Annotated in this window: 26 protein-coding genes and 2 tRNA genes; 19 read left to right on the top strand and 9 right to left on the bottom strand. The window is 68.0% G+C overall.

Annotated elements, in window-relative coordinates; all coding sequences use genetic code 11:
* Positions 1-42: 42 nt before the first annotated feature.
* The 7 genes from EYE40_RS05685 (at position 43) to EYE40_RS05655 (ending at position 4,736) form a co-directional block, all read left to right on the top strand.
* Positions 43-115, top strand: a tRNA-Asn gene (locus EYE40_RS05685).
* A gap of 249 nt (positions 116-364) precedes the next feature.
* Complete coding sequence (locus EYE40_RS05680; RefSeq protein WP_130981040.1) at positions 365-1,633, top strand: sensor histidine kinase; 1,269 nt, start codon at positions 365-367, stop codon at positions 1,631-1,633.
* The gene (locus EYE40_RS05675) at positions 1,630-2,292 is read left to right on the top strand and encodes a response regulator transcription factor (protein WP_130981039.1); all 663 of its coding nucleotides are present in this window, start codon (positions 1,630-1,632) and stop codon (positions 2,290-2,292) included. The genes EYE40_RS05680 and EYE40_RS05675 overlap by 4 nt, the downstream gene beginning before the upstream one ends.
* Positions 2,293-2,456: 164 nt before the next feature.
* Positions 2,457-2,771 (top strand): SHOCT domain-containing protein, encoded by a 315-nt coding sequence (locus EYE40_RS05670; RefSeq protein ID WP_130981038.1) that lies wholly within the window; start codon positions 2,457-2,459, stop codon positions 2,769-2,771.
* 50 nt (positions 2,772-2,821) lie between these two features.
* Entirely contained in the window at positions 2,822-3,733 is a 912-nt protein-coding gene (locus EYE40_RS05665; RefSeq protein ID WP_130981037.1) for a sensor histidine kinase, read from the top strand.
* Entirely contained in the window at positions 3,733-4,425 is a 693-nt protein-coding gene (locus tag EYE40_RS05660; protein ID WP_130981036.1) for an AzlC family ABC transporter permease, read from the top strand. The genes EYE40_RS05665 and EYE40_RS05660 overlap by 1 nt, the downstream gene beginning before the upstream one ends.
* A complete protein-coding gene (locus tag EYE40_RS05655; protein WP_130981035.1) occupies positions 4,422-4,736 on the top strand; it encodes an AzlD domain-containing protein in 315 nt (104 codons plus the stop codon). The genes EYE40_RS05660 and EYE40_RS05655 overlap by 4 nt, the downstream gene beginning before the upstream one ends.
* Before the next feature lie 4 nt (positions 4,737-4,740).
* Here the strand turns inward: EYE40_RS05655 and def are convergent, their stop codons facing one another.
* Positions 4,741-5,307, bottom strand: a complete 567-nt coding sequence (def, locus tag EYE40_RS05650; protein WP_130981034.1) for a peptide deformylase — start codon at positions 5,305-5,307, stop codon at positions 4,741-4,743.
* Positions 5,308-5,347: 40 nt separating this feature from the next.
* Between def and EYE40_RS05645 the strand changes: the two genes are divergently transcribed.
* The 8 genes from EYE40_RS05645 (at position 5,348) to EYE40_RS05610 (ending at position 10,578) form a co-directional block, all read left to right on the top strand.
* Positions 5,348-6,358 (top strand): DMT family protein, encoded by a 1,011-nt coding sequence (locus EYE40_RS05645; protein WP_130981033.1) that lies wholly within the window; start codon positions 5,348-5,350, stop codon positions 6,356-6,358.
* 74 nt (positions 6,359-6,432) lie between these two features.
* Positions 6,433-7,713, top strand: coding sequence for a glycosyltransferase (locus tag EYE40_RS05640; RefSeq protein WP_240034726.1), 1,281 nt, complete (start codon positions 6,433-6,435; stop codon positions 7,711-7,713).
* Between the two features lie 269 nt (positions 7,714-7,982).
* Positions 7,983-8,056: transfer RNA gene (locus EYE40_RS05635), tRNA-Ile, on the top strand.
* A gap of 59 nt (positions 8,057-8,115) precedes the next feature.
* Complete coding sequence (locus EYE40_RS05630; protein WP_130981032.1) at positions 8,116-8,544, top strand: hypothetical protein; 429 nt, start codon at positions 8,116-8,118, stop codon at positions 8,542-8,544.
* 87 nt (positions 8,545-8,631) lie between these two features.
* A complete protein-coding gene (locus EYE40_RS05625; RefSeq protein WP_130981031.1) occupies positions 8,632-9,330 on the top strand; it encodes a hypothetical protein in 699 nt (232 codons plus the stop codon).
* Positions 9,327-9,812 carry an RNA polymerase sigma factor gene (locus EYE40_RS05620; RefSeq protein ID WP_130981030.1) on the top strand — a complete coding sequence of 162 codons (486 nt, stop codon included), beginning with the start codon at positions 9,327-9,329 and terminating at the stop codon, positions 9,810-9,812. The genes EYE40_RS05625 and EYE40_RS05620 overlap by 4 nt, the downstream gene beginning before the upstream one ends.
* Entirely contained in the window at positions 9,809-10,444 is a 636-nt protein-coding gene (locus EYE40_RS05615) for a hypothetical protein (protein ID WP_130981029.1), read from the top strand. The genes EYE40_RS05620 and EYE40_RS05615 overlap by 4 nt, the downstream gene beginning before the upstream one ends.
* A complete protein-coding gene (locus EYE40_RS05610) occupies positions 10,417-10,578 on the top strand; it encodes a hypothetical protein (protein ID WP_204742216.1) in 162 nt (53 codons plus the stop codon). The genes EYE40_RS05615 and EYE40_RS05610 overlap by 28 nt, the downstream gene beginning before the upstream one ends.
* Before the next feature lie 4 nt (positions 10,579-10,582).
* Here the strand turns inward: EYE40_RS05610 and EYE40_RS05605 are convergent, their stop codons facing one another.
* Positions 10,583-11,032, bottom strand: a complete 450-nt coding sequence (locus tag EYE40_RS05605) for a GrpB family protein (RefSeq protein ID WP_338029017.1) — start codon at positions 11,030-11,032, stop codon at positions 10,583-10,585.
* Positions 11,033-11,223: 191 nt separating this feature from the next.
* Between EYE40_RS05605 and EYE40_RS05600 the strand changes: the two genes are divergently transcribed.
* Genes EYE40_RS05600 through EYE40_RS05590 form a run of 3 tightly spaced genes read left to right on the top strand, consistent with a single transcriptional unit; the run spans position 11,224 to position 14,596 of the window.
* On the top strand, positions 11,224-13,494 hold the full coding sequence (locus EYE40_RS05600) for a DUF2510 domain-containing protein (RefSeq protein WP_130981028.1): 2,271 nt from the start codon (positions 11,224-11,226) through the stop codon (positions 13,492-13,494).
* 29 nt (positions 13,495-13,523) lie between these two features.
* Positions 13,524-13,724: a hypothetical protein gene (locus EYE40_RS05595; RefSeq protein ID WP_130981027.1), complete on the top strand. Its 201-nt coding sequence runs from the start codon at positions 13,524-13,526 to the stop codon at positions 13,722-13,724.
* A complete protein-coding gene (locus EYE40_RS05590; RefSeq protein ID WP_240034725.1) occupies positions 13,721-14,596 on the top strand; it encodes an alpha/beta hydrolase fold domain-containing protein in 876 nt (291 codons plus the stop codon). Before EYE40_RS05595 ends, EYE40_RS05590 begins: the two co-directional genes overlap by 4 nt.
* Here EYE40_RS05590 and EYE40_RS05585 read toward each other — a convergent pair.
* Both EYE40_RS05585 and EYE40_RS05580 read right to left on the bottom strand, forming a co-directional pair.
* Positions 14,583-15,320, bottom strand: a complete 738-nt coding sequence (locus EYE40_RS05585; RefSeq protein ID WP_130981026.1) for a putative protein N(5)-glutamine methyltransferase — start codon at positions 15,318-15,320, stop codon at positions 14,583-14,585. The genes EYE40_RS05590 and EYE40_RS05585 overlap by 14 nt on opposite strands.
* Positions 15,317-18,946, bottom strand: a complete 3,630-nt coding sequence (locus EYE40_RS05580) for an SCO7613 C-terminal domain-containing membrane protein (protein WP_130981025.1) — start codon at positions 18,944-18,946, stop codon at positions 15,317-15,319. Before EYE40_RS05580 ends, EYE40_RS05585 begins: the two co-directional genes overlap by 4 nt.
* A gap of 94 nt (positions 18,947-19,040) precedes the next feature.
* Between EYE40_RS05580 and EYE40_RS05575 the strand changes: the two genes are divergently transcribed.
* Positions 19,041-20,132, top strand: a complete 1,092-nt coding sequence (locus tag EYE40_RS05575; protein ID WP_130981024.1) for an acyltransferase family protein — start codon at positions 19,041-19,043, stop codon at positions 20,130-20,132.
* Here the strand turns inward: EYE40_RS05575 and EYE40_RS05570 are convergent.
* The 5 genes from EYE40_RS05570 to EYE40_RS05550 are packed head-to-tail and all read right to left on the bottom strand — an operon-like array spanning position 20,096 to position 24,489.
* Entirely contained in the window at positions 20,096-20,884 is a 789-nt protein-coding gene (locus EYE40_RS05570; RefSeq protein WP_130981023.1) for an SDR family NAD(P)-dependent oxidoreductase, read from the bottom strand. The two genes, EYE40_RS05575 and EYE40_RS05570, sit on opposite strands and share 37 nt — an antisense overlap.
* Before the next feature lie 2 nt (positions 20,885-20,886).
* Entirely contained in the window at positions 20,887-21,423 is a 537-nt protein-coding gene (locus EYE40_RS05565; protein WP_130981022.1) for a Dps family protein, read from the bottom strand.
* Positions 21,420-22,133 carry a glycosyltransferase family 2 protein gene (locus EYE40_RS05560; protein ID WP_130981021.1) on the bottom strand — a complete coding sequence of 238 codons (714 nt, stop codon included), beginning with the start codon at positions 22,131-22,133 and terminating at the stop codon, positions 21,420-21,422. Before EYE40_RS05560 ends, EYE40_RS05565 begins: the two co-directional genes overlap by 4 nt.
* A complete protein-coding gene (locus tag EYE40_RS05555; RefSeq protein WP_130981020.1) occupies positions 22,130-23,482 on the bottom strand; it encodes a PIG-L family deacetylase in 1,353 nt (450 codons plus the stop codon). Before EYE40_RS05555 ends, EYE40_RS05560 begins: the two co-directional genes overlap by 4 nt.
* Complete coding sequence (locus EYE40_RS05550) at positions 23,476-24,489, bottom strand: acyl-CoA dehydrogenase family protein (protein ID WP_130981019.1); 1,014 nt, start codon at positions 24,487-24,489, stop codon at positions 23,476-23,478. The genes EYE40_RS05555 and EYE40_RS05550 overlap by 7 nt, the downstream gene beginning before the upstream one ends.
* Positions 24,490-24,609: the final 120 nt, after the last annotated feature.

The raw sequence follows: 24,609 nt of genomic DNA, 5'->3' as shown, positions 1-24,609 counted from the left end.
CAGGGCAAATCCTTTGCTAATGTAGACACGCTGTTTCAGCAATCCTCGATAGCTCAATTGGCAGAGCAACGCACTGTTAATGCGTAGGTTCTTGGTTCGAGTCCAAGTCGGGGAGCGAGAAGGCCACAAGGGGCTCCACCCCCTGTGGCCTTCTTCTTTTTTGCCCTGGCGCGGCGAGTGGTTCGGAAACTCAGGGGTCTCGCACCGGGCACCCGAAGCGTCCCGCCCCAGTCAGGAGCTGCGCGACCGTCGTGTGACAAGAACCCTGAATTTCCAACAGCCCCCACCCGTACTCCCCAGGGAGTAGTCGGCGCGGTCTCCGGGGCGGATGCGAGCTGCCGCGAGCCGCGCGTACGATCGAGCCATGCCCTCCCTGCGCCGTTCCCCGCACGAGCGCTGGCGCGAGGCTCACGGCTGGACGGACGAGGGCGGCCCCGGCTGGTACGGCGGCCCGTGGGATCCCGAACTGGCGGCAGGTCGCTTCAGCGGCCGCACCCCGTCGTGGGTGCGCGTCTGGCTGCCGGTGATCATCTCGCTCTTCGTGCAGCTTCCCGGCTCGGTCTTCACGTTCGACCGCCTCGCCCAGACGGTCACCGTGCGCGAGCACGCCCTACTCGGGGTCGCCATCGCCCTCGTCGGCATCATCGCCCTCGTATTCGCGCGTCGCTGGCCCGGTCCCGTGGTCGCCGTCGTGGCGGTTGCCGCGGCAGCCGACCTGCTCATCGCGGGCGACGTCGACGGTCCGCCCTACATCGCCCTCGCCTTCGCGATCGGCTCGGCCATCGTGCGCGGCGCTCGCGTCTGGGCCTGGGTCTCGATCGCCGTGGCGTGGATCGCGACCCTCATCCTCTCCAGCGTCGTCGGCATCACCTGGCAGCCGTGGCGCATCGTCGGCATCTCGATCGGCATCCTGTTCATCGTCGGCCTCGCCGAGGGCATCCGCACCCGCCGCGAGCATTCCAGCCAGCTCCGGATGACGATCGCCCGCCGCAGGCAGTCCGAGGTGCGGGCCGAGCGCGTGCGCATCGCGCGGGAGCTGCACGACGTACTCGCCCACTCGCTGAGCCAGATCAACGTGCAGGCCGGCGTCGGGCTGCACCTCATGGAGAAGCAGCCCGAGAAGGCCGCCGCTGCCCTCGCGAGTATCAAGGAGACAAGCAAGACCGCACTCGACGAGGTCCGCTCGGTGCTCGGGGTGCTGCGCGCGGAGGACGGCGCCGATCCGAGCGCACCCCTGGTGCCCGAACCCGATCTCTCGCGACTGGCGGGGCTCGTTGCATCCGTCTCGCAGCAGGGCGTGGACGTCACGCTGAACAACACCCTCACGGACATACCCAGGTCCACCCAGCTCGCGCTGTACCGCATCGTGCAGGAGTCGCTCACGAACGTGGTGAGACACGCCCACGCGAGCCGTGCCGTGGTCGAGCTGGATGAGGACGCCGGGTTCTACGTCGTCGCCGTGCGCGACGACGGCACGGGGCCGGTGGAGCCGACCCACGGCTCGGGCGGCAGGGGACTGCTCGGTATGCGCGAGCGCGCCGAACTGCTCGGCGGCACACTGGATGCCGCGCCGAGGCCGGGCGGCGGTTTCGCCGTGACCGCGAGAATTCCGAAAAGGGAGAATCCCGAATGATCCGTGTGGCGATCGCCGACGACCAGCAGCTCATCCGTGGCGGATTCCGCAGCCTGCTCGAGTCGGAGCCCGATATCGAGGTGGTCGGCGAGGCCGGTACGGGGGCCGAGGCGGTTGCGCTGGTCACCGCCGAGCGTCCGGACGTGGTGCTCATGGACATCCGTATGCCCGATGGCGACGGGCTGTGGGCGACGGAGCGCATCGCGGCGAACCCGGACCTCAAGGACACGCACATCGTGATCGTGACGACGTTCGAGCTCGACGAGTACGTCGGCCAGGCCATCCGGGCGGGAGCGAGCGGTTTTCTGGTGAAGGACACCGAGCCGGTCGAGCTGATCCGCGCCGTGCGCGTCGTCGCGGGCGGCGATGCGCTGCTGAGCCCCGGGGTCACCAAGCGCCTGCTCGAGCGCATAGCTGCCGACCTGACCGACGCTCCCGACACGGCGCAGCTCGCCGTGCTCACCGACCGGGAGCGCGAGGTGCTCGCTCTCGTGGGGCAGGGGCTCACGAACGACGAGATCGGCCGAGCGCTGTTCCTCAGCCCGCTCACCGCGAAGACCCACGTCTCCCGCATCATGTCGAAACTGCTCGCCCGCGACCGCGTGCAGCTCGTCGTCGTCGCCTACGAGACGGGCCTGGTCAAGGCCGGTCGCCCCTGAGTCGATCGTCCCGGAGTCCATCGTCTTGGGGGAGTACGCGCGTTCGCGCCACTGCACCCGGCGCAGTACCAGGAGTGTAGCCACCGGGCAGATTCGCAGGAACGGCACCGAGAGGAACCTAAAGGTAGTGGTTCCGCCGGAACCCACAACCGAATGGATACGCCGTGTTGACTACCCTTGCTCTCGCTCCGATCGCCGCTCACGCCGGCCCGTGGGCCGCCGGATTCGGCTGGGTGTTTCTCCTCATCCCGCTGTTCTGGATAGCGCTCTTCGCCCTGTTCTTCGCCTTCGTCGGCCGCCGCTTCCGTCGTGGAGGCTTCGGACCCGGCTACGGCGGAGGCTGGCACAACCCGGCCCGCGAGGCCGAAGCCACCCTCGCCGGACGCTACGCGGGCGGCGACATCGACGAGAAAGAGTACGCCGCGCGCCTCGCCGTGCTGCGAGCGAACAACTCTCACGACCCGTCGTCCCGGCGCTAGCCACGCGGTAGTCTCTCTCTTGGTCGAAATGGGCCAAGAGGGAGACACCCGTGATTACCTGGATCAACGACAACCCGATGGTCGTCATGATCTCGCTCGCCGTACTGGCGGGCGTTTTTCTCGTCCTCGCGCTTGTGCTCCTTGTCTCCTGGCTGCTCGCGCGTCGCGGCCGCCGCAACGAGCGCTTCGACCGGGTCGGTGCCGAGCGCGACCGCATCGACCTCGAGCTCGCCCTCGCCGAGCAGACCGGGCGGCTGCGCATCATCCGCGAACTGCACGAGGTAGCCGTTCACGACCTCGCCGTGATCATCAACCAGGCCGATGGCGCGCAGTACGCGGCGGCCGAAGACCCGTCCGCCGCTGTCCGCGCCGCCTCCGTCATCTCGGAGGCCGCCAAGCACACCCTCGCCGACCTGCGTCGCGTGATGACCGTGGTCAGTGACGGTGAGTCCGCTCCGGATGCCCTGCCCGACATCCCCAGCCGTGCCGAGCTCTTCGGACTCATGCGCGAATCCGGTCTGGGTGTGGAGTTCACGGAGACGGGCACCCCCTTCGAGCTGCGCCCGGGCGCGGAGCTCGCGATCTACCGCATCCTTCAGGAGTCGCTGCGCAACGCCCTGGAACACGGCGGCAAGGGCACGCAGGCGACGGTCGGCTACACCTGGACCGACGTCGGTTTCCAGATCCGCGTGGACGACGACGGCGCCCGCAACGCGCTGCGCCAGGCCGGACAGGATCCGAACCTCGTCGCGCGCGGCAGCGCCTACGACCTCGACGCCGACCTGAGCGCCCTGACGACCGTCGCGAGCGGCGCGACGATGACCGAGATGCGCGAGCGCACCGAGCTCTTCGGCGGCGTCTTCGTGGCGAGCCTTGAACCCGGTGTCGGCTTCAGCGTGTCGGCGACATTCCCCACCCTGCGGTACCACAACGGCATCCACGGCGTGAATCTGAGCTCGTAGTGGCGCAGGCTGATCCCGCCGACGGTGTCGCGATCCGGGCGTCGCTCTCCGTCGGCATCGCCGTGTCGGCCTACGGTCTCTCGTTCGGCGCTCTCTCGGTCGCCTCCGGTCTCGACATCTGGCAGACCTCGGTGCTCAGCCTGCTGATGTTCTCCGGCGGCTCGCAGTTCGCCCTCATCGGCGTGATCGCCGCGGGCGGCGCGGCCGCCGGCCCCGCGGCGATCGGTGCGGCGACCCTGCTGGGTGCGCGCAACACGCTCTACTCGATCCGCATGTCGCCGATCATCGGCCCGGGCTGGCTCAAGCGCTTCCTCGCGGGCTGGATCACCATCGACGAATCCACGGCCGTCGGCATCACCCAGCCGACGCTGCGTAGCCAGCGCATCGGGTTCTGGATGACCGGCCTCATCATCTTCGTCGGCTGGAACCTGACTACGCTCCTCGGTGCGTTCCTCGGCGACCTGCTCGGCGACGTGCGCCAGTACGGTCTGGATGCGGCTGCCGCCGCCGCGTTCCTCGGACTGCTCTGGCCGCGGCTGAAGAAGCTCCAGCCGATCGTCGTTGCGGTCGCCGCTGCTGTTGTGGCGACGGTGCTCACTCCCTGGCTTCCGCCGGGGCTCCCGATCCTCGCAGCGGCCGCCGTGGCCGTCGTTGTGGGCGGATTCAACTGGTGGGGGAGGCGCACCGCATGACCCTCTGGCATATCGTGCTGCTCGCGTCTGTTGCGGTGCTCGCCCTCAAGCTCGCCGGCTATTTCGTGCCGGAGTCGTTCCTCGAGAAGCCCACGCCCTCGCGCATCGCCAACCTGCTCACGGTCGCGCTGCTCGCCGCCCTTATCGGGGTGCAGACGTTCGCGAGCGGCCAGGACGTTGTCCTCGATGCACGGTTGCCCGCGGTGCTGTTGGCCGGTGTGCTGTTCGCGCTGCGGGTGCCGTTCATCCTCGTGCTGATCGCGGCGGCGGGCACGGCGGCGCTGTTGCGGTTCTTCTTCCCGGGGATGTAGTCGGCTAGGCGTCGAGGTCGTCGACGCCGGGCAGCCAGCTCTCGCCCGGAACACCCCAGCCCGCACGCTTAACGGCCTTCGCCGCCTGCTTGGCGTGCTTGTGCTCGAGGCGGTCGGCGTAGAGAGTGCCCTCGAGGTGGTCGAATTCGTGCTGGAAGATGCGGGCGAGCCAGCCGTCCGCCTCGATCTCGAACGGAACCTCGTCGAGGCCCACGGCGCGCAGGATGGCCCGCTCGCCGCGGCGCAGCGGGTAGCGCTCACCGGGGATGGAGAGGCAGCCCTCCGACTCCTCCTCCTCATCGGCCTCGCCCGCGGGCGCCGGCGTGATGAACAGTTCGGGGTTGATGGCGACGCCGCGCCAGTGAACTTCCTCGTCGTCCTCCCAGTTGTAGACGAAGAGGCGAAGTCCCACGCCGACCTGCGGTGCGGCGAGGCCGACGCCGGGCGCCTCGTCCATCGTCTCGAACATGTCGTCGACGAGGGCGGTGAGCTCGTCGTCGAAGACCGTCACGGGTTCGGCGGGAGCGTGGAGCACGGGTTCACCCGTGATGAGAATCGGAAGTACGGCCATTCACACAGAATATCGGGGTGCCAGCGGGTAGATTCGACGGGTGCTTCCTGAACTGACCGATCTGGCCGACCAGGTTAACCTCTCCCCGGGGGAGTGGATCGGCATCCCCATCGCTCTCGTCGGTGCCGTCATCCTGTCGCTGGGTGCGCACTACCAGCACCGTGGTGTGGGCAAGGTCGAGGCCAGCGCTGTCGAGGCGAGTGCGGCAGCGGCGAGCAACGTCGCGGCCGAGGTACAGGCCGAGGTCAGCAAGGGCGGACTCAGCGGCAAGCAGCTGCTCGCCCTGATCTCCCGGCCGTCGTGGCTCATCGGAACCGGTCTGCTCGGACTCGCGATCCTGTTCCAGCTGACCAGCATCTACTTCTCGCCGCTCATCGTTGTGCAGCCGCTCGGGGCTATCGCGCTCGTGGTCACGGCCATCCTCACCGCTCGAAGCACTGGCATCAGGCTCGACTCGCTCTCCAAGCGGGCCATCGCGCTGTGCGTCGGCGGCATCGCCATGTTCGTGGCGATCACCTCGTTCTCGGCCAAGTCCAGCGCGATCACCGAAACCCAGCTCATCACCGTGCTGATCATTCTCGGGGTTGTTCTTGTGGCCTTCGCGGTGCTGTACGGCATGTTCCGCAGGAACATCAACCCGATGTTCTACATCGTCGGTGCCGGTGTGCTGTTCGGGTTCGTCGCGACGCTCGCCAAGGTCGTCATCGGACGTATCCAGACACTATTCAACGTCGAGTTCCAGACCGGCCAGTTCGAGTGGTTGACGCTGAGTTGTGTTATCGCGCTGCTCGCTGCATCCGCTCTCGGATCGTATTTCGTGCAGTCGGCCTACTCGAAGGGGCCGCCCGATCTTGTGGTCGCGGGCCTCACCGTCATCGACCCGCTCGTCGCCATCACCATCGCCATCATCGTTCTCGGCGAGGCCCGGCACATGCCCATCTGGGCGATTCCGCTCGTTGTGCTGGCCGGCGCGATCGCCGTCTACGGCGTTTTCCTGCTCTCCAAGCACCACCCCCAGTCGCAGGGCGCTCCGGTCGCCTCCGCCGAGTAACCGGGGCACTGCGGTACGGTGTTAGCTGGCCGCACGCCCATCACGGCCCCACAAACGCAAGGGAACCCCAGCACGTGGACGACGCCCCCACCCCCCGCTCCGAACTGAAGCGATTGCGCATCCTCATCGGAGCCGACACCTTCCTGCCCGAGATCAACGGAGCAGCGATCTTCGCGGCCCGTCTCGCCGCCGGCCTCGTGCAGCGCGGTCACGACGTGCACGTCGTCGCGCCCGCGGCATCGCGCAAGCACGGCACCTGGACGGAGACCATCGAGGGCGAGCCGATGACGGTGCACCGCCTCTACAGCTGGCGCTGGTACCCGCACCCGTGGCTGCGCTTCGCCATCCCGTGGCGCATTGAGCAGAACAGCGCGCGCATCCTCGACGAGGTGAAGCCCGACGTCGTGCACTTCCAGTCGCATATCATCACCGGACGCGGGCTGTCCAACCAGGCGCAGAAGCGCGGCATCCGCATCATCGGCACGAATCACTTCATGCCCGAGAACATGCTCGACCACACGCTCTTCCCGCAGTTCATCCGGCCCTGGGCGACCGGGCTGGCCTGGAAGGCCGCCGCGCGCTCGTTCGGTCGCGCCGAGGCCGTCACCACCCCGACCCGCAAGGCCGCCGAGTTCCTCGAGAACGCGACGCACCTGAAGGGGGTCATCGCCATCTCCTGCGGCATCGAGATGTCGAACTACACGCCCTCCTTCGAGCCGCGCACGGAGAACCTCATCCTCTTCGTCGGAAGAATCACGGGCGAGAAGCAACTCGACAAGCTCGTGCGTGCTTTCGCTCGGCTCGATAAGTCTCTGGATGCACGGCTCGAGCTCGTCGGCGGTGGCGACCAGGAGCACCAGCTGCGTTCTCTCGCTAACCAGCTCGGCGTGGGCGACCGCGTCACGATCACGGGCTACGTCGAGGTCGAATACCTGCGCCACGCACTCACGCGCGCGACGGTGTTCGCGATGCCGTCGATCGCCGAACTGCAGAGCATCGCGACCATGGAGGCGATGGCCTCGGGGCTCCCCGTCGTCGCCGCCAACGCCATGGCGCTGCCGCACCTCGTGCACGATGGCGACAACGGCTTCCTGTTCGAGCCCGGCAATGTCGACGACCTCGCCGAGCGACTCACCGAGGTGCTCACGCTTCCGGAGGACGAACTGCAGAAGCTCAAGCAGTCCTCGATGAAGATCGTTGAGGCGCACGACATCCAGCGCACGCTCGACACCTTCGAGGATCTCTACCGCGGTGTGCTCGTCACGGAGGACTCGGTCATCGAGCGTCCGCTCGGCAAGCGTGCCCGTCTCCGTGCGGCCCTGCGCGCCGTCGCGGGTGGCAAGCGCGAGGAGTAGCCGTTCGGGCACGTGTCCGAGGGTTGGGCGCGTGGTTGAGGACGGTTTGCGCTCGGCGCGTGTCCTGGCGACCGGCGCGGGGGTTCGGACTCCCGCACTCGTCGCTACACCCCGCGCTGAGCCGTGCTTCGCTCCTCGCCCGGTCTGGCGCCCCCCGCCCGAGGCCGGCCCCGGGCGAGTGTCCGCAGACCGGGCGGCGAGCGTGCCCCAACCGCACGCTCGCGGTATCGTAGATCCGGCGCTATGGCGCTGTGGCACTTCGGTGCCAGGGGGCGGTAGCTCAGCTGGTTAGAGCAGCGGACTCATAATCCGTCGGTCATGGGTTCAAGTCCCATCCGCCCTACGTCGAGATCGAGCAGGATCGAAGAACCGCGCCACGGCGAATCTTCCTACACTGGGCGCATGACCGATTCCCAGAATCCTGAAACGTTCAGTGCCGAAGAGCGCAAGGCGATACGTGAACGAGCCAAGGAGCTCAAGACCGCAGCGGGCAAGAGCGAGGACGCTGCCGGCAACGCCGAGGCGCTCGCCAAACTCCCGGAGGACGAACGCATCCTGGGCGAGCAGATCCGCGACATGGTGGTTGCGGCCGCACCGCAGCTCGACCCCAAGACGTACTACGGCTTCCCGGCCTGGGCGCGCGACGGCAAGGTGGTGTGCTTCTTCAAGCCGAAGTCGAAGTTCAAGGTGCGCTATTCGACGTTCGAGTTCGACACCGCCGCTTCCCTCGACGATGGTGCGGTCTGGGCGACAGCGTTCGCCGTGAACGACGACATCACGAAGGCCGACCTCGCGATGCTCAGCGCGCTGGTCACGAAGGCAGCCGGCTGATCCATTTTCATCCGCCCTGTCACGTTGCGCCCGCTGCCGGACATGTACGGTCATGATCACCAGACGAGCGGACCGAAAGCCGTGACGATGAAGCGAAGTCGGGACCTCGATGACGCCTCGCTCGACGGTCTCATCAGGACGACCGATCCGGCCGCCCGTTTTAAGATCGATCGAGAGCGGCTCTCCCGAATAGCGGCGACCGTTCCTCGACGGCGTCGCTCACGGCTCGCGGTGTGGATCGCACTCGCGGCTGCCGCAACCCTCGGTCTCGCGGCCGCGGCACCCGCCATCGCGGACGGCATCCAGCGCCTGGCGCGCACAGGCGACTATGGCCCGGTCACCACGGAGTCGGACGGAAGTGAGTGGATCAGCGCCGAGGGCGACGATTTCAGCGAGTACGCGAGCACTCTCTACCCGGACTGGATCCCATTGCCTGAAGGCATCTCTGACGAGCTGTTCCGCGGCGCGATGATCTCCCAACTCGCCGAGGTCGAGGGCGTCAGCCAGGCAAGCAGCATCCAGCACAGTTTCGAGCACGGCGCACGGTGCACCTGGGTGGACGAGTGGCTGAACGCCGATGCGCGGGATGACACGGCGCGCGCTGACGCAGCTGCCGAGGTCCTGCGCGCCGCTGTCTCCTGGCCCGCTGGTGTCGCGCTCGACGGCGGCGGGTACGTGGACCACCTCGCGGATGTTGCGACGGCAGCCAACCAGGGTGATCGGGAAGTGCTCGAGTACGAGCGGGAGTCCGATTGCGGCTCGAGCCCGAAGGAACTGCGCCGGTGAGCGCGGACACCCTGGTGGGCGAACGGTCATTCACCGTGCGCGTCGAACCGCTTATGGAACCTCTGCTGCGTTATTTCGTTCGTCGCGTTGTGCCCCGCGATGACGCGTACGACTGCCTGTCGGAGACTCTGGTCGTGCTGTGGCGCCGCTGGGCGAAGTGTCCTGCGGACCCGGACGAACTGCGCGCGTGGAGTTTTGGTGTGGCCAAGCGCGTTCTCGCCAATCACCTGCGCGGACAGAACAGGCGAGCTCGGCTGAGTGCGAAAGCCCTCGACAACGTCGACGCGCGTGGAGAGGAGTCGACCATCGAGATCGAGGAAGCGCTGACCACCCTCAACCATCGGGATCGTGAACTCGTGCGCCTTATCGTGTGGGACGGACTGGGTGTTGCTGAGGCCGGGAGCGTGCTCGGCCTTCGGCCCGATGCGGCTCGTGCGCGGTACAGCCGGGCTCGCGCGAAACTTAGGGAAGCGATCGCGTGAGGCGCTTGATGCCGTTGCTGGCGACACTGCTCCTGCTCGTCGGTTGTGCGGCGGGACCTGCGGGCAGCCCGAAATCCGAACGGGATCTCGTTCTCGAGCAACTCGGACCCATGCCGACCGGTGAGCCGCTGTCCGACGAGGAGGAACTGGGCGAGACCACCAGGGTGATCGAGCTGTACTGGCAGTCTGTGGTGGCCGATTTCCCCGATGCTGTTCGACCCGAGGTCGACATCGTCGAAGCAGTTGATGCGAGCGAGCGTGAAGTTCCGCTGGCGGATTGTCTCAAGAATCACGGAGTTGTTGTGCCCGCCGACCAGAGCGCGGAGAGCTGGTACCCGGCAACGGAACCCGAGGCACTGGCCTGGTTCACGTGCCAGGCGAGCTATCCGCCCAGGCCCAACCCGCCGATCACAGACGACCAACTCGGCTACCTCTACGATTACCTGACCCTCTTTGTCGCTCCCTGCCTGAACAAGCATGGCTCGAATGTGCCGAAGCCTCCGAGTCGCGAGGACTTCATCACCGAGTGGCCGAATCAGATGTGGTACCCCGAACCGACCAATGTGCACGGGGACGATCCCAAATACGCGGGGATTCTCGACGCGTGCCCTCTCCGGCCCGACGGGCGATGAATGTCGGGCTCTACAGCCGCAATGCGCTCGCGAAGGACGCGGGGGTCGAGCCCGAGGGCACGGGGTCACACCGGATCCTGATCGGCGGCGGCGATGCGTTCACCGACCCGAACGGTTTCGCCTGGACGGCCTGAGCCGCTACTTCCCGGATTCGCCGCGCGCCCGCGCCATGATCGCCGCAATAGCCTCGGTCTTGGCATCCGAGTAGGCGTTCATGTCGTCGAATCCCTGTGCGATGAGGCGGCGCTTTGTGGTCGCGTATAGCTCGCGGTCCGAGGCGGAGGCGCGAAGCCGGTCCCGGAACAGCAGGTAGTTCCTCACCGCCGAATCATCGCGCTGGTAGACGTGCACGAGCACGTCGAGCTCGGGTGTGCGCACCAGTCGGTGGCCGGGCTCCCGCACGCGCAGCAGGTAGCCGGCCGCCAGCAGGGGAACCAGATAGTCCTCCTCGGCGGTCACGTCGTCCACGCCGACGACGATGTCGATGATCGGCTTGGCGGGCAGCCCCGGTACGGAGGTCGATCCGATGTGCTCGATGAGAGCCAGGGGGAGCGCCGCGCGAATCCGTTGCTTGTGAGGGACGAACACACCAGCTCAGCGCGGGTCGAAGTCGACCACCGAGAGCTCGCGCTTCTCGACGCCGCCGACCAGCTCGACCCCGTCAACGTCATCCCGGCGATTGTTCACGCTGCATTGTGTCACGTCACCCGCACGAGGGTAGACCCCTAGAATTGAGGCAACGTCAGGCATAATGCTGGCGCAATCCCCGGGGGCTTCACATGACTGATTCCAACAATTCCGCGCCCGCGGGATGGTTCCCGGATCCCTCGGGCACACCCCGCCAGCGCTACTGGGACGGCGCACAGTGGACCGAGCACTTCCACCCGCCCCTGACGGAGCCGGTTGCCGGCCCCGTCGCGACGGCCCCGAAGAGCAAGGGCAAGAGCGGGCTGGTCGCGCTGATCGCGGGCGGCAGTGTCGTCATCCTCGCCGTCACGTCATTCTTCGTCTGGGGGTTGCCCGCACTCACCGGCGGATCGAACGGCACGGTGTACGCCGACCCCGCCTGGGACTACTCGTACACGACCCCGATGCTGAACATCGAGCGCGACCATGAGTTCGAGTTCCCCGCGAAGTTCGACTTCGAAAAGCGCGAGATGGATTTCGCGACGCCCGAACCCGCCATCACGCCCTTCCCGGGCGAGACCTTCGAGCCGGGCGAGGAAGAACTTCTCAATTCAGACCCCTACGTCAACCCGAGCTGGGCGTTCGAGATCTTCTATGACGCGGCGTTCACCAAGCGCGCCGAAGTCATGGCAATCCAGTACGAGCCGGGGGAGCCGATCTTCATCCTGCCGCACGACAGCCCCACAGGCTGGACCGTGGAAGGGCACTACCCCCGCCCGGTGATGGACGAGGAGTTCGGCGGCGGCTGGGGTCTGCACTCCGAGTACTACCTCATGCGCAAGATCGACGAGAAGGGTGAACTGCTCGACAAGCCCGTGGTAACCAAGTTCACTGCCAAGAGCGAATTGGCCGCACCGGTCGTCACCTTCAGCACCGAGGATGACGATGGCAACCTCACCATGACCTGGGACCCGGTGGATGGCGCTGACCGATACCTCGTTGTGGCCTCGCACAGCGGCGGATCGACGACCACTCGTAGCCTCGATATCCTGGACCAATCGGAGACCACCACCTGGTCGAGCTCTATCTCCCAGTCCGACGACAGCCGCGATGCGCCCTGGGTGAACCAGCAGAACGTCGGCATGGAGTTGTTCTCGTACGGCAGCGCCGACACGCTCTCGAGCGGCTGGTCGCTGACGGGCGACACCAATGGCTATGACTTCGGTGTAATCGCCAGCAACGGCACGAACTTCTCGCCGTACAACACCTACGACTCGGTTGAGATCGCCGGGACCCTGCCGCTCGAGATCGCGTTTGCTGCGTCTCGTGAGCTCAAGAAGTGGGGCAAGAGCGGCTTCGTCGAGGGCATGGAGAACGTGCAGACCACCATCGCATTCACCTCGCTCGACGGAGCGACGCGCTCGACTGTGGCTCACATCGTGGCGGACAAGGTCTTCGAGATCGATGGACGGTGGGCGCTGCCGCTCATGGGACGGGGCACGAGTCTCGGCGAGTGGGTTCCGGTGAGCAAGGCGACGGTGCCCGACATCGATGCGGCGGTCAAGGCGTACAACAAGCGCGCCGACGACGAGGCGCCGACCACGGGTATGACGGAGTTCGTGTCACTCACCGAGCCGGTGGACCAGTTCGCGACCGGTGTCAAGGAAGCGCCGGACACGGAGTATCCGATCTTCGGCAGCAACGACTTCTCGAAGTTCCTGGCGGCGCACTTCATCGCCCACACTCCGATCATCGATATCTCGGAATGGATCGACAAGCCCGGCATGCCGGAGGCCATGGACGCCGCGTACGAGGCGATGTACCAGAACCCGTACGCCATCAGTCTCAAGGGCATGCAGGTCAACAACGCGGGTACGGCGATGACCGTCGAGTACACCTTCACCAAGAAGGTCATGTCGCAGATGCAGTCCGAGCTCTTCGCCAAGGTGAAGAAGGTGGTGAAAGATGTGGCCAGCAGCGGGTCCGATGCGAAGAAGGTCACCGCACTCAACAACTGGATCGTCAAGAATGCCGCGTACGACCACAAGGCTCTGGCCAACAAGGACAAGGGCTTCTTCGGCGCGGTGCCGGTCGAGTACGCGAACGCCTGGAATGCGAACGGAGTACTCGTCGACGGTGTGGGCGTCTGTGCGAGCTACGCCTACGCGTTCAACGCCCTGGCAAACGACGCGGGCATCGAGACCGTGGTGATCGTGGGCGACGTGGTGAACGGCGGCCTTCACGCCTGGAATAAGGTCAAAATCGACGGCACCTGGACCGCCGTCGACTCGACCTGGAACGACAGCCCCGCAGGTAATCGCTACCTCATGATCACCGATGCCGAGTTCTCGGGGTCAGCCCTGCGCACCGAGGACCAGTCGTGGATGTCCGACACCTTCCTGAAGGACTTCTCCACCCAGTAAGGCACAGGCTGATCTGGGAGACTGGCAGCATGACAACAACCGACAAGGTGTCGATCACCGCCCTCGCCGTCGGCCTCGTGTTCGCGATCACCGGCATGATCCTCGCGTTCACGGGCAGCCCGGCGGGCATCTGGGTGCTCGTCACCGGTGTTGCGCTGTTCGCGGTCGTGAAGCTCACCCAGAACTTCCTGCTGGTGCGCCGGGCCGTGCGCCGGAACAAGCTGCAGTGAGCACCCTCGGGCGGTTGATGCCCTTCATCATCGGCCTGCGCGGGAGCAAACGGTTGTTCTCCTCGGCTGAGCGCACCCTCGCGCGGGTCGCGAAGCACCGCCTGCGCCCCAAGAGTTTCTCCCCGCCCCGCTCGCTAAAGAACGTCGCAGTTAGATTCGAGGCGGGATGGCCCGTGTACGACGTCGGCGTCACCTCCGCCCCGCGGCGCGCGCTGTACCTCCACGGCGGAGCGAATATCTACGAGATCGCCCCCCAGCACTGGAGTCTCGTCGGACGACTTGCGCCCGGGGCATCCGCTCTCATCAGTGTTGCCATCTACCCGCTCGCACCCGAGGGCACGGCCGGCCCGCTCACCGAGGTGGCAGCGGACCTGGTCGCGGCGATGATCCGCGAGGTGGGAGCGCAGAACGTGACCATTCTGGGCGACTCGGCGGGCGGCGGCATGGCGCTCGCGACGGCGATGGTGCTGCGCGATCGCGGCGAGCCCGGGGTCGGCGTAGTGATGATCTCGCCGTCGCTCGACCTCTCGCTCAGCGACCCCGATGTGATCGAGACCGCGAAGATCGACCCGTGGCTCGACATTCCGGGAGCGAGCGCGGCGAGTGAGCTCTACCGCGGCGACCTGCCCGTCGAACACCCGAGGGTGAGCGCCCTGAACGGCTCGCTCGAGGGTCTCGGCGACCTGCAGATCTTCACCGGCACGCTCGACATGCTGAACCCGGATGCCCGCAGGCTCCGCGCCAGGGCCGCCGAGGCGCACCACACGCTCGAGTTCCACGAGGTGGAGGGCATGATCCACGTGTACCCGATCCTGCCGATTCCCGAGGCGGCCGTTGCCCGCCAGCAGATCATCGCCTTTATGACGAGGTAGCCACAACGGCCGTTCCGTCGAGCTCGTCGGAGTGCTCGATGCGGGTAGCGAAGCCGTGCGCGGCGAAGGCTGCGGCGGTGTGCGCGGCCTGCTCCTCGCTGGTCTCGATGATGACCGTGCCGCCGGGGGAGAGCCAGCCGCTCGCCTCGGCCGCAACCCGGCGGTGCAGGTCCAGTCCGTCGCTTCCGCCGTCGAGGGCGATGCGCGGCTCGTACAGGCGGGCCTCGGGTGGCATCAGGGCGATCGCCTCGGTCGGCACGTACGGCGCGTTCACGAGCAGCAGGTCGAAGCGCACACCGTGCGGCAGCGGGGCGAACAGGTCGCCCTCGAAAACCGCCGGCAGGTTGCGGCGCGCGCAGGCGGCCGCTGCGGGGTCGAGTTCGGCGCCCCAGACCGTGACGTCCGGTCGTTCTGCGAGCATCGCGGCGCCCACCGCGCCCGTGCCGCAGCACAGGTCGAGGATGCGCGCACCCTCGCCCGCGACCCGCACCCCGAGCTCGACGAGCACTTCCGTGCGTTTCCGTGGCACGAACACGCCGGCGTCGACGGCGATGCGCAACCCACGGAATTCCGCCCAGCCGAGCACCACCTCGAGCGGTTCCCCCTGGATGCGGCGCAGCACGAGGGCTTCCAGGGCGTCGCCGGTCGCGGCCTCCTCGAGCAGCGCGGCCTCGTCCTCCGCGTAGACGCAGCCGGCGGCGCGGAGTCGTTCAATCAGGCTCATGTGAGGTCCCTCAGTCGGGCGACGACGCCCCGGTCGGAGCTCGTTCTGCGTTCGTAGGTGACGGCGATTACGAGCAGCACGGCGCCCGCGGTCGCGAGCGTCATCCACCACGCGGCTGGGCTGATCTCGCCGCCGATGATCTGCACGGCGAAGACGATGACGTTCTCGATCGGCAGCACAGTCATTCCGATGATGAACGGCGCCGCGAGCTTGCGCAGCGATCCGACGAGGATCGCGACCAGGGCGAGCGCGATCACGAGGATCGCCCGCCAGGTGACCGGATCGGTTCCCGTCGCGAGCACGGACGGCAGCAGCGTCACGACGATGCCCGGCACGAGCAGCTGCCAGGAGCCGGTGTAGCCGAGCGGCCAGCTCGCGGGTGACGGCTTCACCTCGCGAGTCTGCTTCATCGCAAGGATGCCGGCGATGAGCAGCGCGAGGCCGAGCACCAGCGAGAAGGCCTCGACCCGCAGAAAGTCGCGGGTGCTCCAGCCGGCTACCGCAACGCTCCAGGCCACCGCGAACTGGAACCATACCGGCGGCAACTGGGTGGCACGCGATCGCGCGCGGACGACCGTGTAGACCATGAGGGCGAGCAGCAGCACGGAGAGCGACCACAGCACGGCGACGGTGAACTCGTTCACCCGCACAGATCCGATGGGGCCGAGCGCGAGGAGCACGAGCGCGGGGGCGTAGATCCAGCGGGATTCCGTGTGCGCGGCGAGCATCCTGCCGGCGGCAGCAGCGAGACCCGCGGCCGTGATGCCCAACAGGAGTACCGGCACGAGGACCCACTGGTCGGCGAATGCCGAGACATCCACCGACTGGCCGTAGCGCAGCCCCTGCAGGGTGCCGGCCGCGGCCGCGGCGATTGCGAAGACGAGGGTGGGCACGCGCAGCGTGGTGAGGTCGGGCCAGCGCTTCACCGGCAGGCGGGCGGCCAGCGCGAGCAGCAGCAGGGAGGCGCCGAGCAGCGCGAGCGTGCGCCAGAGCCCGCCGCTGAAGCCGTCGGCGCGCTCGTTGATCGCGAGCAGGAACAGGGAGGGTGCGATCGCGAAGCCGATCCCGACGCCGTAGAACGGCACCCCCGACCTACCGCGGCCCCGAGCGACGGCGATGAAGCCGATGATTGCACCGGCGATAGCGGGCGGGAAGCTGTACGCCTCGAGCCACTCGACTCCGACGAGCGCCCAGATCGACCAGAGCGCGCCCGTGAAGGCAGCAAACGAGACGGGCCAGGCCCAGCGGCGTGGGGAGAACAGCGCCGTGGCGCCCGCGCCGAGGCCGATGATCACGAGCACGAGGAACGAGGTGCCGGGACCAGCCGCCTCACGGGCGAGCGAGAGCAGCACGGCGAGAGCGGCTGTGACGAGGGAGGAGACCTCGATCCAGAGCCGCACGGCCGCGATATCGGCGGGGGAGAGTCCGTGCCGCTCGAGGGCGGCGGCGATGCGCCCCGTCAGCGGCAGCGTGAGCGCAACGAGCCCGGCGATGATCGGCAGGGTGACGGGTGAGGCGCTACGCAAGAGGAACTCGGCACCGAGGCAGATCACCACGACCGCGAGCGAGGGCACAAGCGTTGCGGCGGCGAGGGAGCGCAGCGCGCGTCCGAGGCCCTCCCGGCGGGTGAGTACGAGGGTGAGGGCGAGCGCGAAGGTGACGGCCGTGGAGAGGCCGGTCCAGCCGCTGCGTACGGTCAACACGGAGACGATACCCATGAGGAACGGCACCGCCGTCACGATCAGCACGGAGTACCAGATGCGCGCGGGCACGAGCCGCAGCAGCGTTACGACGAGGGCCGAGATCGAGGCAAGGCTCGTGGTCAGGCACAGTGTGGCGATAAGTTCGAGGCCGGCCAGGTCGAGGGCCGTCGCGAAGATCAGCAGCGTGTAGGCGTAGGCCAGACCGATGTGCACCGGTCGCAGCGCCTTCGGCACGATGAACGCGAGTGTGAATCCGGATGCCGCGACCGCCGCCCCACCCCACACATTCAGTCCCGGCTCGGCCCAGGCGACCGCCGCGGCAAGCAGCACGAGTGCGTGTGCCCCTGTCACGAGCGGAGCACGGAGCCGGGTCGGCCAGGCGACGATCCGCGGCACGAGGCTCAGGAGCAGGATGAGCCCTATGGCGATCCCGACCGCGATGGCGACGCGACCCGCGTAGAGCCAGCCGGTCCAGGCGGCGACAGAGACGAGCCCGAGCACCGCCAGCCAGAGACTCGCGGTCGAGGCGCTCGACGCGACACCCGGCGCCGCTGGGCGGGCGAGCATCGACAGGAGAGCGGTGGACAGCGTCACGGCCGCGATGCCCGCGATGGCGGCAAGGCCGAGCGAGGAGACGTCGAAGTCTGCGAGGGGCAGCACATATTCGACCGCCACGACGAGGACGGCCGGGCCTGCGGCGAAGAGCGCCGTGCCCCACGCCCCGGCGAGCAGCAATGGGCGGCGCAGCGTCCCCGGTCCGCCGAAGCGGGAGAACAGTGCGAGCAGCGCAACCGCGAGGCCGGCGGCGGCGGACACGGCCGCGAGCATCCACTCGGCGCTGTCGAAGGTCAGTGCGAGAGGCACTATTGCGGCCGCGGTGACGGCGAGAACTCCCGACGTGACGCTGAGCGGTGCGGCGAGCTGGTTGCGGGTACTCCAGCCGGCGAGCACCGCGAGCACTGCGAGCACTGCTGCGGAGCCGAGGGCGTGGGCTGCGTCATCCACGCCCCGATAGAAAGCAAGCTGCAGCAGCACGATGCCGGTCGCGGTGAGGGCGAGGATCGTGGCCGTTGTGCGCTCTGTGAACAGCGGGCTACCGAAGCGCGCGGAGAGCCGGCGAGCGAGGCTATGGCTTGCGTACGCGGCGAAGCCGACGGCGACGTGCCCGAGGATGGGCGGCCAGTAGCCGGAGTTGCCAGCGCCGAAGCCGTAGCCGACCATCGCGGGCGTCACGATGAGGCCGACAATGCCGACCCAGAGCCAGCTGCGCACGCGGGCGAGTGCCGCGACGGCGACGAGCGCCGCCGAACTGACCAGGGTGGCGAGAGCGCCGAGCAGCCAGTCGCTGACGCCGGGCCAGGCGAGGGTCGAGATCGCCCAGACATCGAGGGCGAGGAAGACCGTGCCGAGTGCGCCGACCGTCTCGGCCGAGAACTGCAGTCCCTTCGCGGCGAGGAACCAGGCTCCGCCGAGGAACACTGCGGTCACCCCGGCCACCACGAGCGAGCGCGTGGTGAAGTCGGTGAGGTCGGGGTTGAGGAAGGTGAAGACCATGGCGGCGATGGCGAACAGGCCGGCTCCGGCCACGGCGAGCACGGACTGCACGCTGATCTGTGAACTCGGTCGTGGGCCTGGAGCGAGCACCACGCGCGGGGCGACGGAGGCGACGGCGGATGAGGGAACGGCAACAGGAACAGCCGCGGGACGGCGCACAGTGGGCAGCTGCTCGATGAGCGCCTGCCTCTCCGTGACAGCGAGGGCCGCGCGCTGGGAGACCACCATCAGCTCGACGGCCTGCAGACCGCTCAGGTCCGCCCCGCAGCGCGGGCACCAGCCCGACTCGAGACTCAGGTTGTCGCACCGTGGGCACGACGTGGATCGGGTGAGGTACTCGGCGAGATTGTCACTCCACGGTTTGGACATGCCGCAAGCCTAGGGCGGTGCCCCCGCTCGGAAGATCGTTCGCGAGGATGACCCGCTCGACTGCGGGATGATTCGCGCAGCGTAAGCTTTGCGGATGACTTCGGCACCCCCGGCACGCACCAACTCCCTGGCCGGACGCTTCGACCCGCGCCACAACTCGCTCAACGCGTTGCGCCTTTTACTCGCCGCGCTCGTGATCGTGTCGCACTCCTGGCCGCTTTCCGGCAACGAGCCGGAGCCGAACCTGGGCGGTGCGAACCTCGGCACCTGGGCGGTGTTCGGCTTCTTCGGCATCTCGGGCTTCCTCATCGCTCGCAGTCGCCTGAGCGGCAGGCCGCCCGTGTTCTTCTATCGCGCCCGGGCGCTGCGCATCCTGCCCGCCTTCCTCGTCTGCCTCGTCGTCGTGGCATTCGTATTCGCGCCGCTGTCGCTGCTGCTCGACCCCGCGGCGACGTGGAACCTCTCGAACGCCCTGAGCTTCGTGCTGCGCAACCTCGCGCTGTACCCGCCGTACCTGTTCCAGGGCGGCATCGCCGGGACCCTCACGACGACCCCGTTCGTCGAGCTCTGGAACGGTCCGCTCTGGACGCTGTTCTGGGAGGCGTGCTGCTATGTCGCGATCGGGGTGCTTGTGTCGCTCGTGCCGAAGGCTCGCCTCGGGATGGTGCTGGTCTCCGCATTCGCCGTGCTGACCGTGGTGGCGTTCGCGCACCGCTTCGCGCTGCTGACCCTGCCGGAGCTGCTCGCGCGCCCGCTTCCGCTGTTCCTGGCCTTCATTGCGGGGTCGCTGGTGCTGCTGTACGCGGGCCGCATCCTGATCACGCCGCTGTTCGTCGGCTCGGCTCTCGCGATAGTCGTCGTCGCCGTGCTGCTCGGCATCGTGCCGGAGCTCGGCACCCTGCCGCTCGCGTACCTGCTGCTCGTGCTGGGTACGGCGCTGCCGCTGCAGAAGGTCGGCTCCAGGTTCGACGTGTCCTACGGCGTTTATATCTATGGATGGCCCGTGCAGCAGTTGATCGCACTGGCCCTGCCCGGCCTGCCCCTACCGCTGTTCATCCTGCTCGCGCTGGCCGTGACGCTGCCGCTCGCGTGGCTCAGCTGCGCGCTTGTGGAGCGGCCCGCCCTCGCGTTGAAGGCGGGCCGGTCACCTCAGATGGTGGCGACGGATCCCGAGTCGACGCGGTAGTTCGACCCGTTCACGAAGCTTGCCAGGTCGGAGCACAGGAACGCGATGACCGCGGCCACCTCGACCGGCTCGCCCCGACGACCGAGCTCCATGTAGGGACGCTCCTCCACGAGGAACGACTCGATCGCCTCCTCGACGCTCATGTCCTTCTCCTTCGCCCGCTTCTGCATCATCGCGTCGGTCATCGGCGTGTGGATGAACGCGGGCGAGACGGCGTTGACGAGCAGACCTTCGGAGGCATAGCTGCGGGACAGGCCCTTCGAGAGCGCGAGAATGCCTGCCTTCGCGGAGCAGTACGGCAGTTCGTCGTCGTAGGGCTGCACGGCATCTTCGGACGCGACGAACACGAGGCGGCCCCAGCCGCCCGAACGCAGGTCGGGCAGGAACTCGCGCACCAGGCGCACCGGGCCGAGCAGGTCGACCTCGATCGTCTCGGTCCAGCCCGCGTCGTCGATCTCGTGGAACAGCCCCTGCGCGCCGGTGATCCCCGCGGACTGCACGAGGATGTCGATCTCGCCGACGTCGGCACGCACCTTCGTGTGCAACTCCCGGAGCGAGTCGACCGAGGTGATGTCGGCGGCGAAGGCCGTTACGTTACCAAGCTTCTCCGCTGCGTCGTCGAGTGAGGACTGGTCCTTGTCGGAGATGACGACGGTCGCGCCCTCCTCGAGCAGGATGCGGGCCGTCTCCCAGCCGATGCCCGAGTCGGCGCCCGTGACGAGTGCGACCTTTCCGGAGATACCCAAATCCATGACTAGGCCTTCTTCGCCGTGCGGTTCTCGGCGGAGACCATCCAGGCGTGCTGCTCGAGACCGGTGATGATCGCGTGCAGGATATCCGCGCTGGTCGGATCCTCTTCGTCGACCTCGTCGTGCACCTCGCGCATGGTGCCCACGGTGTTCTCGATACGCACGGTCACGAGGTCAACCGCGTCTTTGGTGTCGACCTCGCCAGCCGGGAACTCGGGCAGGGTCGTCGTTGCAGCGACGGTGTCGCTGCGTCCGTCGGGAACGGCATGCAGGGCGCGCATGCGCTCGGCCACCTCGTCGGAGGACTCGCGGGCGAAGTCGATGATCTCATCGAGCTGGCGGTGCAGGTCGCGGAAGTTGCGGCCCACGATGTTCCAGTGCGCCTGCTTGCCCTGGCCGGCGAGTTCGATGAGGTCGACGAGAACCTTCTGCAGGTTCTCGGCGAGCGGCTTCGAGGCACGGAAACCCTTCTCGGCGTTCTGGCGTCGGGTCTGGCGTGCCCCCGCGTCGGCGCGGGTCTTGGTGGTTGCGGTGTCGGTCATCGAACTGTCCTTTCACTGTCTGCTTCTTGTACTGCTGCGAGCAGGTCGGCGCGCAGGTAGCGCGCATACCCGCCGTCGGTCCGGCCGTATTGCCGTCCCGATGTCATGACCTCGCACCGGTCGGTGGCGAGGGTCACGGGATTCAGGGTCGCGCAGCGCGCGACGAGGTCGACGTCTTCGTGCTCGGGCAGATCGGGGTATCCGCCGGCCGCCTCATAGAGCCGAGCGCTGAGGCCGAGGTTGGCGCCGTGCACGTGCCCATTCGCAAACCCGGGAACATGGGTGGCAGTCCAGGCAGCCACCTGCTCTGCGCTGAGGTCGGCGAAGTCGGGCCGCACCGTGCCGATCACCAGCTCGATGCCGCGGTGGGCGAGTCGAAGCTGCTCGACGAGCCAGTTAGCGGGGACGACCGAGTCGGCGTCGGTGTTGGCGATCCAGACTCCGGATGACGCACTGCCGCACGCGACCTCCACGCCGTGCCGCCGTGCGCTCCCGACGTTCGAGGCGTCGAGCTCGACGACGGTGACGCCGGGGTACTGTCTCGCGATCTGCACCGTGTCGTCCGTGCAGCCGTCCGCCACGAGGGTGATGCTCACCGGGATCGCCACCCGACGGGCGGCCACCAGCACCGACTCGAGGCAGCGGCCCACCAGTTGCTCCTCGTTGCGCGCGGGGATCACCACCGCGACACTCGAAGTGACCTGCCTCACACGAGTCCCGTCCGCTCGGCGACCGACCGGCCATCGGAGTTGAAGACGTCGAGCACGAAGTCCTTCTCCAGGTGCCGGGAAACCCGCTCGAGTCCCAAACGCGCGGCCAGCACCACGTGCACCTCGTCGCCGTCGAGGGGGTAGTCCGCGACCGGGTGGCGCCAGTGGCAGGCGAGCAGGGTGCCGCCCTCCGCGAGGTGCTCGGCGACCGCATCCACAAGAGCGTCGAGGCCCACCGCGTCGAAGTAGTAGCCGACTTCGCTGAGCACGATCAGGTCGAAGCGTCCGTCGGGGAAGGAGCTCGCGACATCCCCCGTCTCGAAACGCACGTGCGGGGACGCGGCGAGACGCTGCTTCGCCGACTCGATCGCGGCGGACGACACGTCGGTCGACAGCAGGGCATCGCAGCGCTCGGCGAGATCGGCCGTCAGCACGCCGATCGAGCAGCCGATCTCGAGCGCGTTCGTGTAGCGCTCCTCGGGCAGTGCAGCCAGGGTGATCGCACGCTTGCGGCGCTCGTACCAGCGCGACTCGAAGCCCCACGGGTCGTCGCGGCGTGCGTACATCGCGTCGAAGTAGTCGGCCCCGAGCGTGGTCGGCTCCTGCACGAACACCTCGAAGCGTCGCTCGAAGTTCGCGAGGAAACGAGGATGCAGCAGCGCCTCATCCCCGGGCGACTCGCTCAGCGGCTCGACCTGGGAAACGTGCGCGGCGATCGCGCGGTGCTTGGCTCCCGCGGCCGCCGGCTCAAGCGGAAGGGAGACGAACGAGTCCCACGGCACGTCCTCCATCTCGGGTTCCGCCCAGTGCCACAACCAGATCGGGTAGCCGGCGAAGCGCAGCCGGTTGGTCGCTGCGAGTTCGGCGCAGAGTTCGCCGACGATGCGGTGGTCCCGGTGTCCGTCGCCGCTCCAGGGGGCGACGAGCAGGGTGCTCGGTCCGGTGGCCGGGATCGCGCGGGCGAGGTCGGCGGCAATCGTCTCGCGCAGCTCCAAAGTTGAGCCGTCGGGGTGGGCGAGCAGCAGGATTCCCGCGTCGGGCGCGAGCTCGGCGAGGGCCGTGCGCGCCTCCTCGGCCCGGCGCGCGGCAAGGTCGTGCGCAGGCGTGCTGGGGGAGGAGGGGTGGGACGCGGCGCCATCGGTCACGGTGACGACCAACACGCGGATGCCTCGCGCCGCGCACTCGGCGATCAGCCCGCCAGCGCCCAGCGCCTCGTCATCCGGGTGCGCGGCGACGACGACCAGGCTCTCGATCCCGTCGAGGCTGAGCGCGGGCAGCCGCGCGAGGCGGCCGTCTGCCTCCCACGCTTCCGCCGACGTGCCGGGCAGGGTGGAGTCGAAAGTCACCACGGCGCATCCTCGCTCTCGAGCAGGGCGGTGCCGAGGGAGGCGAGATCCTTCTCGGCGTGGTGCTGGCGCACATAGAGCTGCAGGTCGGCGACGCGCTTCGCGTGCTCCGCGTCGAGCGCGAGTGGGGCGGGACCGAGGGCGTGGGCCGCGCGGGCCAGCACGTCATCCACGGCGGCCGCCACAACGGCACGCACGCGCTTCGTGAGCAGCCTGCCCTGCGCGCCCTCGGCGAGGCCTGCGTCGACGAGCGCCGCGGCATCCTCGATTGCCCGCTTCGCCGAGTGCAGGGTCGCGTCGATCGCACCGAGGTGCATCAGCAGGAAGGGGTTCGGATCGGGTCGCTGGGCCGCCGCGAACACCGTGCGCGCGACACCGACCGCGCCGCCGAGCCAGCAGGCTGCAACGCCGATGCCGCCCCAGGAGAATCCGGGACGCTTCAGGTACCAGCCGGGCTCGCCGATCGGCAGCGCGAGCACATCGGAGAAGTGCACCGGTCCGCTCGGGATCTCGGTGAGACCGCGCGCGTGCCAGGCACCCGGCTCGACCCGCACGCCCACATCGGAGAGCTCGACGGCGAACAGGCCGCGCTCGCCTTCGGTGGTCTGCGCGGTGACGAGTGCGGCATCGATGCTGCCAGCGAGCGAGCACCACTGCTTGGTGCCGGTGATCGTCCAGCGCGGAACGTCGTCTTCGGTGTAGGTCGCGATGAGCGGATCGGGACCGCCCTCGGACGCGAATACACCCCACGTGCGGTCGGCGTCGAGGGCGGCGTTGATGACCCGGGCGTTGCCGGACTGCTCGATGATCGCGATCGCGTCGAGGTGTGGCTCGATAGCGCGCACCGCCCCCAGGTCGAGCGCGCCGATCTCGGTGAGCAAGTGCCAGAGCTCGGCCGTCGCGCCCTCGCCGGGCACGGTGCCGCGCTTGCCGAGGTCGACAGCGAGCTGGAGGGCCTCGTCGATCGAGTTGGGAAACCCGCTAACGGAAAGGGGCAGGGTGTGCAGCATGCGCGACATCTCTCCGCTCGAATCGTTGATGGGATCGAGGCGATCAGCCTCGCGATTCACCATACGACTGGCATGTGTGACTGCTCCCGCCGCTAGCGGGTTCCCAGCCTGCTGTCAGGC

The organism is Glaciihabitans arcticus (assembly GCF_004310685.1).
Classification (GTDB): domain Bacteria; phylum Actinomycetota; class Actinomycetes; order Actinomycetales; family Microbacteriaceae; genus Conyzicola; species Conyzicola arctica.
Note: the sequence above shows the minus strand (reverse complement) of the source record. Positions and strands in the feature narration are given on the sequence as shown.

Bases quoted from the DNA above. Each gene is read 5' to 3' on its own strand.
- EYE40_RS05680 (WP_130981040.1), top strand. From the start codon at position 365: ATGCCCTCCCTGCGCCGTTCCCCGCACGAGCGCTGGCGCGAGGCTCAC.
- EYE40_RS05675 (WP_130981039.1), top strand. From the start codon at position 1,630: ATGATCCGTGTGGCGATCGCCGACGACCAGCAGCTCATCCGTGGCGGA.
- EYE40_RS05655 (WP_130981035.1), top strand. From the start codon at position 4,422: ATGACCCTCTGGCATATCGTGCTGCTCGCGTCTGTTGCGGTGCTCGCC.
- def (WP_130981034.1), bottom strand. From the start codon at position 5,307: ATGGCCGTACTTCCGATTCTCATCACGGGTGAACCCGTGCTCCACGCT.
- EYE40_RS05630 (WP_130981032.1), top strand. From the start codon at position 8,116: ATGACCGATTCCCAGAATCCTGAAACGTTCAGTGCCGAAGAGCGCAAG.
- EYE40_RS05625 (WP_130981031.1), top strand. From the start codon at position 8,632: ATGAAGCGAAGTCGGGACCTCGATGACGCCTCGCTCGACGGTCTCATC.
- EYE40_RS05600 (WP_130981028.1), top strand. From the start codon at position 11,224: ATGACTGATTCCAACAATTCCGCGCCCGCGGGATGGTTCCCGGATCCC.
- EYE40_RS05595 (WP_130981027.1), top strand. From the start codon at position 13,524: ATGACAACAACCGACAAGGTGTCGATCACCGCCCTCGCCGTCGGCCTC.
- EYE40_RS05585 (WP_130981026.1), bottom strand. From the start codon at position 15,320: ATGAGCCTGATTGAACGACTCCGCGCCGCCGGCTGCGTCTACGCGGAG.
- EYE40_RS05580 (WP_130981025.1), bottom strand. From the start codon at position 18,946: ATGTCCAAACCGTGGAGTGACAATCTCGCCGAGTACCTCACCCGATCC.
- EYE40_RS05575 (WP_130981024.1), top strand. From the start codon at position 19,041: ATGACTTCGGCACCCCCGGCACGCACCAACTCCCTGGCCGGACGCTTC.
- EYE40_RS05570 (WP_130981023.1), bottom strand. From the start codon at position 20,884: ATGGATTTGGGTATCTCCGGAAAGGTCGCACTCGTCACGGGCGCCGAC.
- EYE40_RS05565 (WP_130981022.1), bottom strand. From the start codon at position 21,423: ATGACCGACACCGCAACCACCAAGACCCGCGCCGACGCGGGGGCACGC.
- EYE40_RS05550 (WP_130981019.1), bottom strand. From the start codon at position 24,489: ATGCTGCACACCCTGCCCCTTTCCGTTAGCGGGTTTCCCAACTCGATC.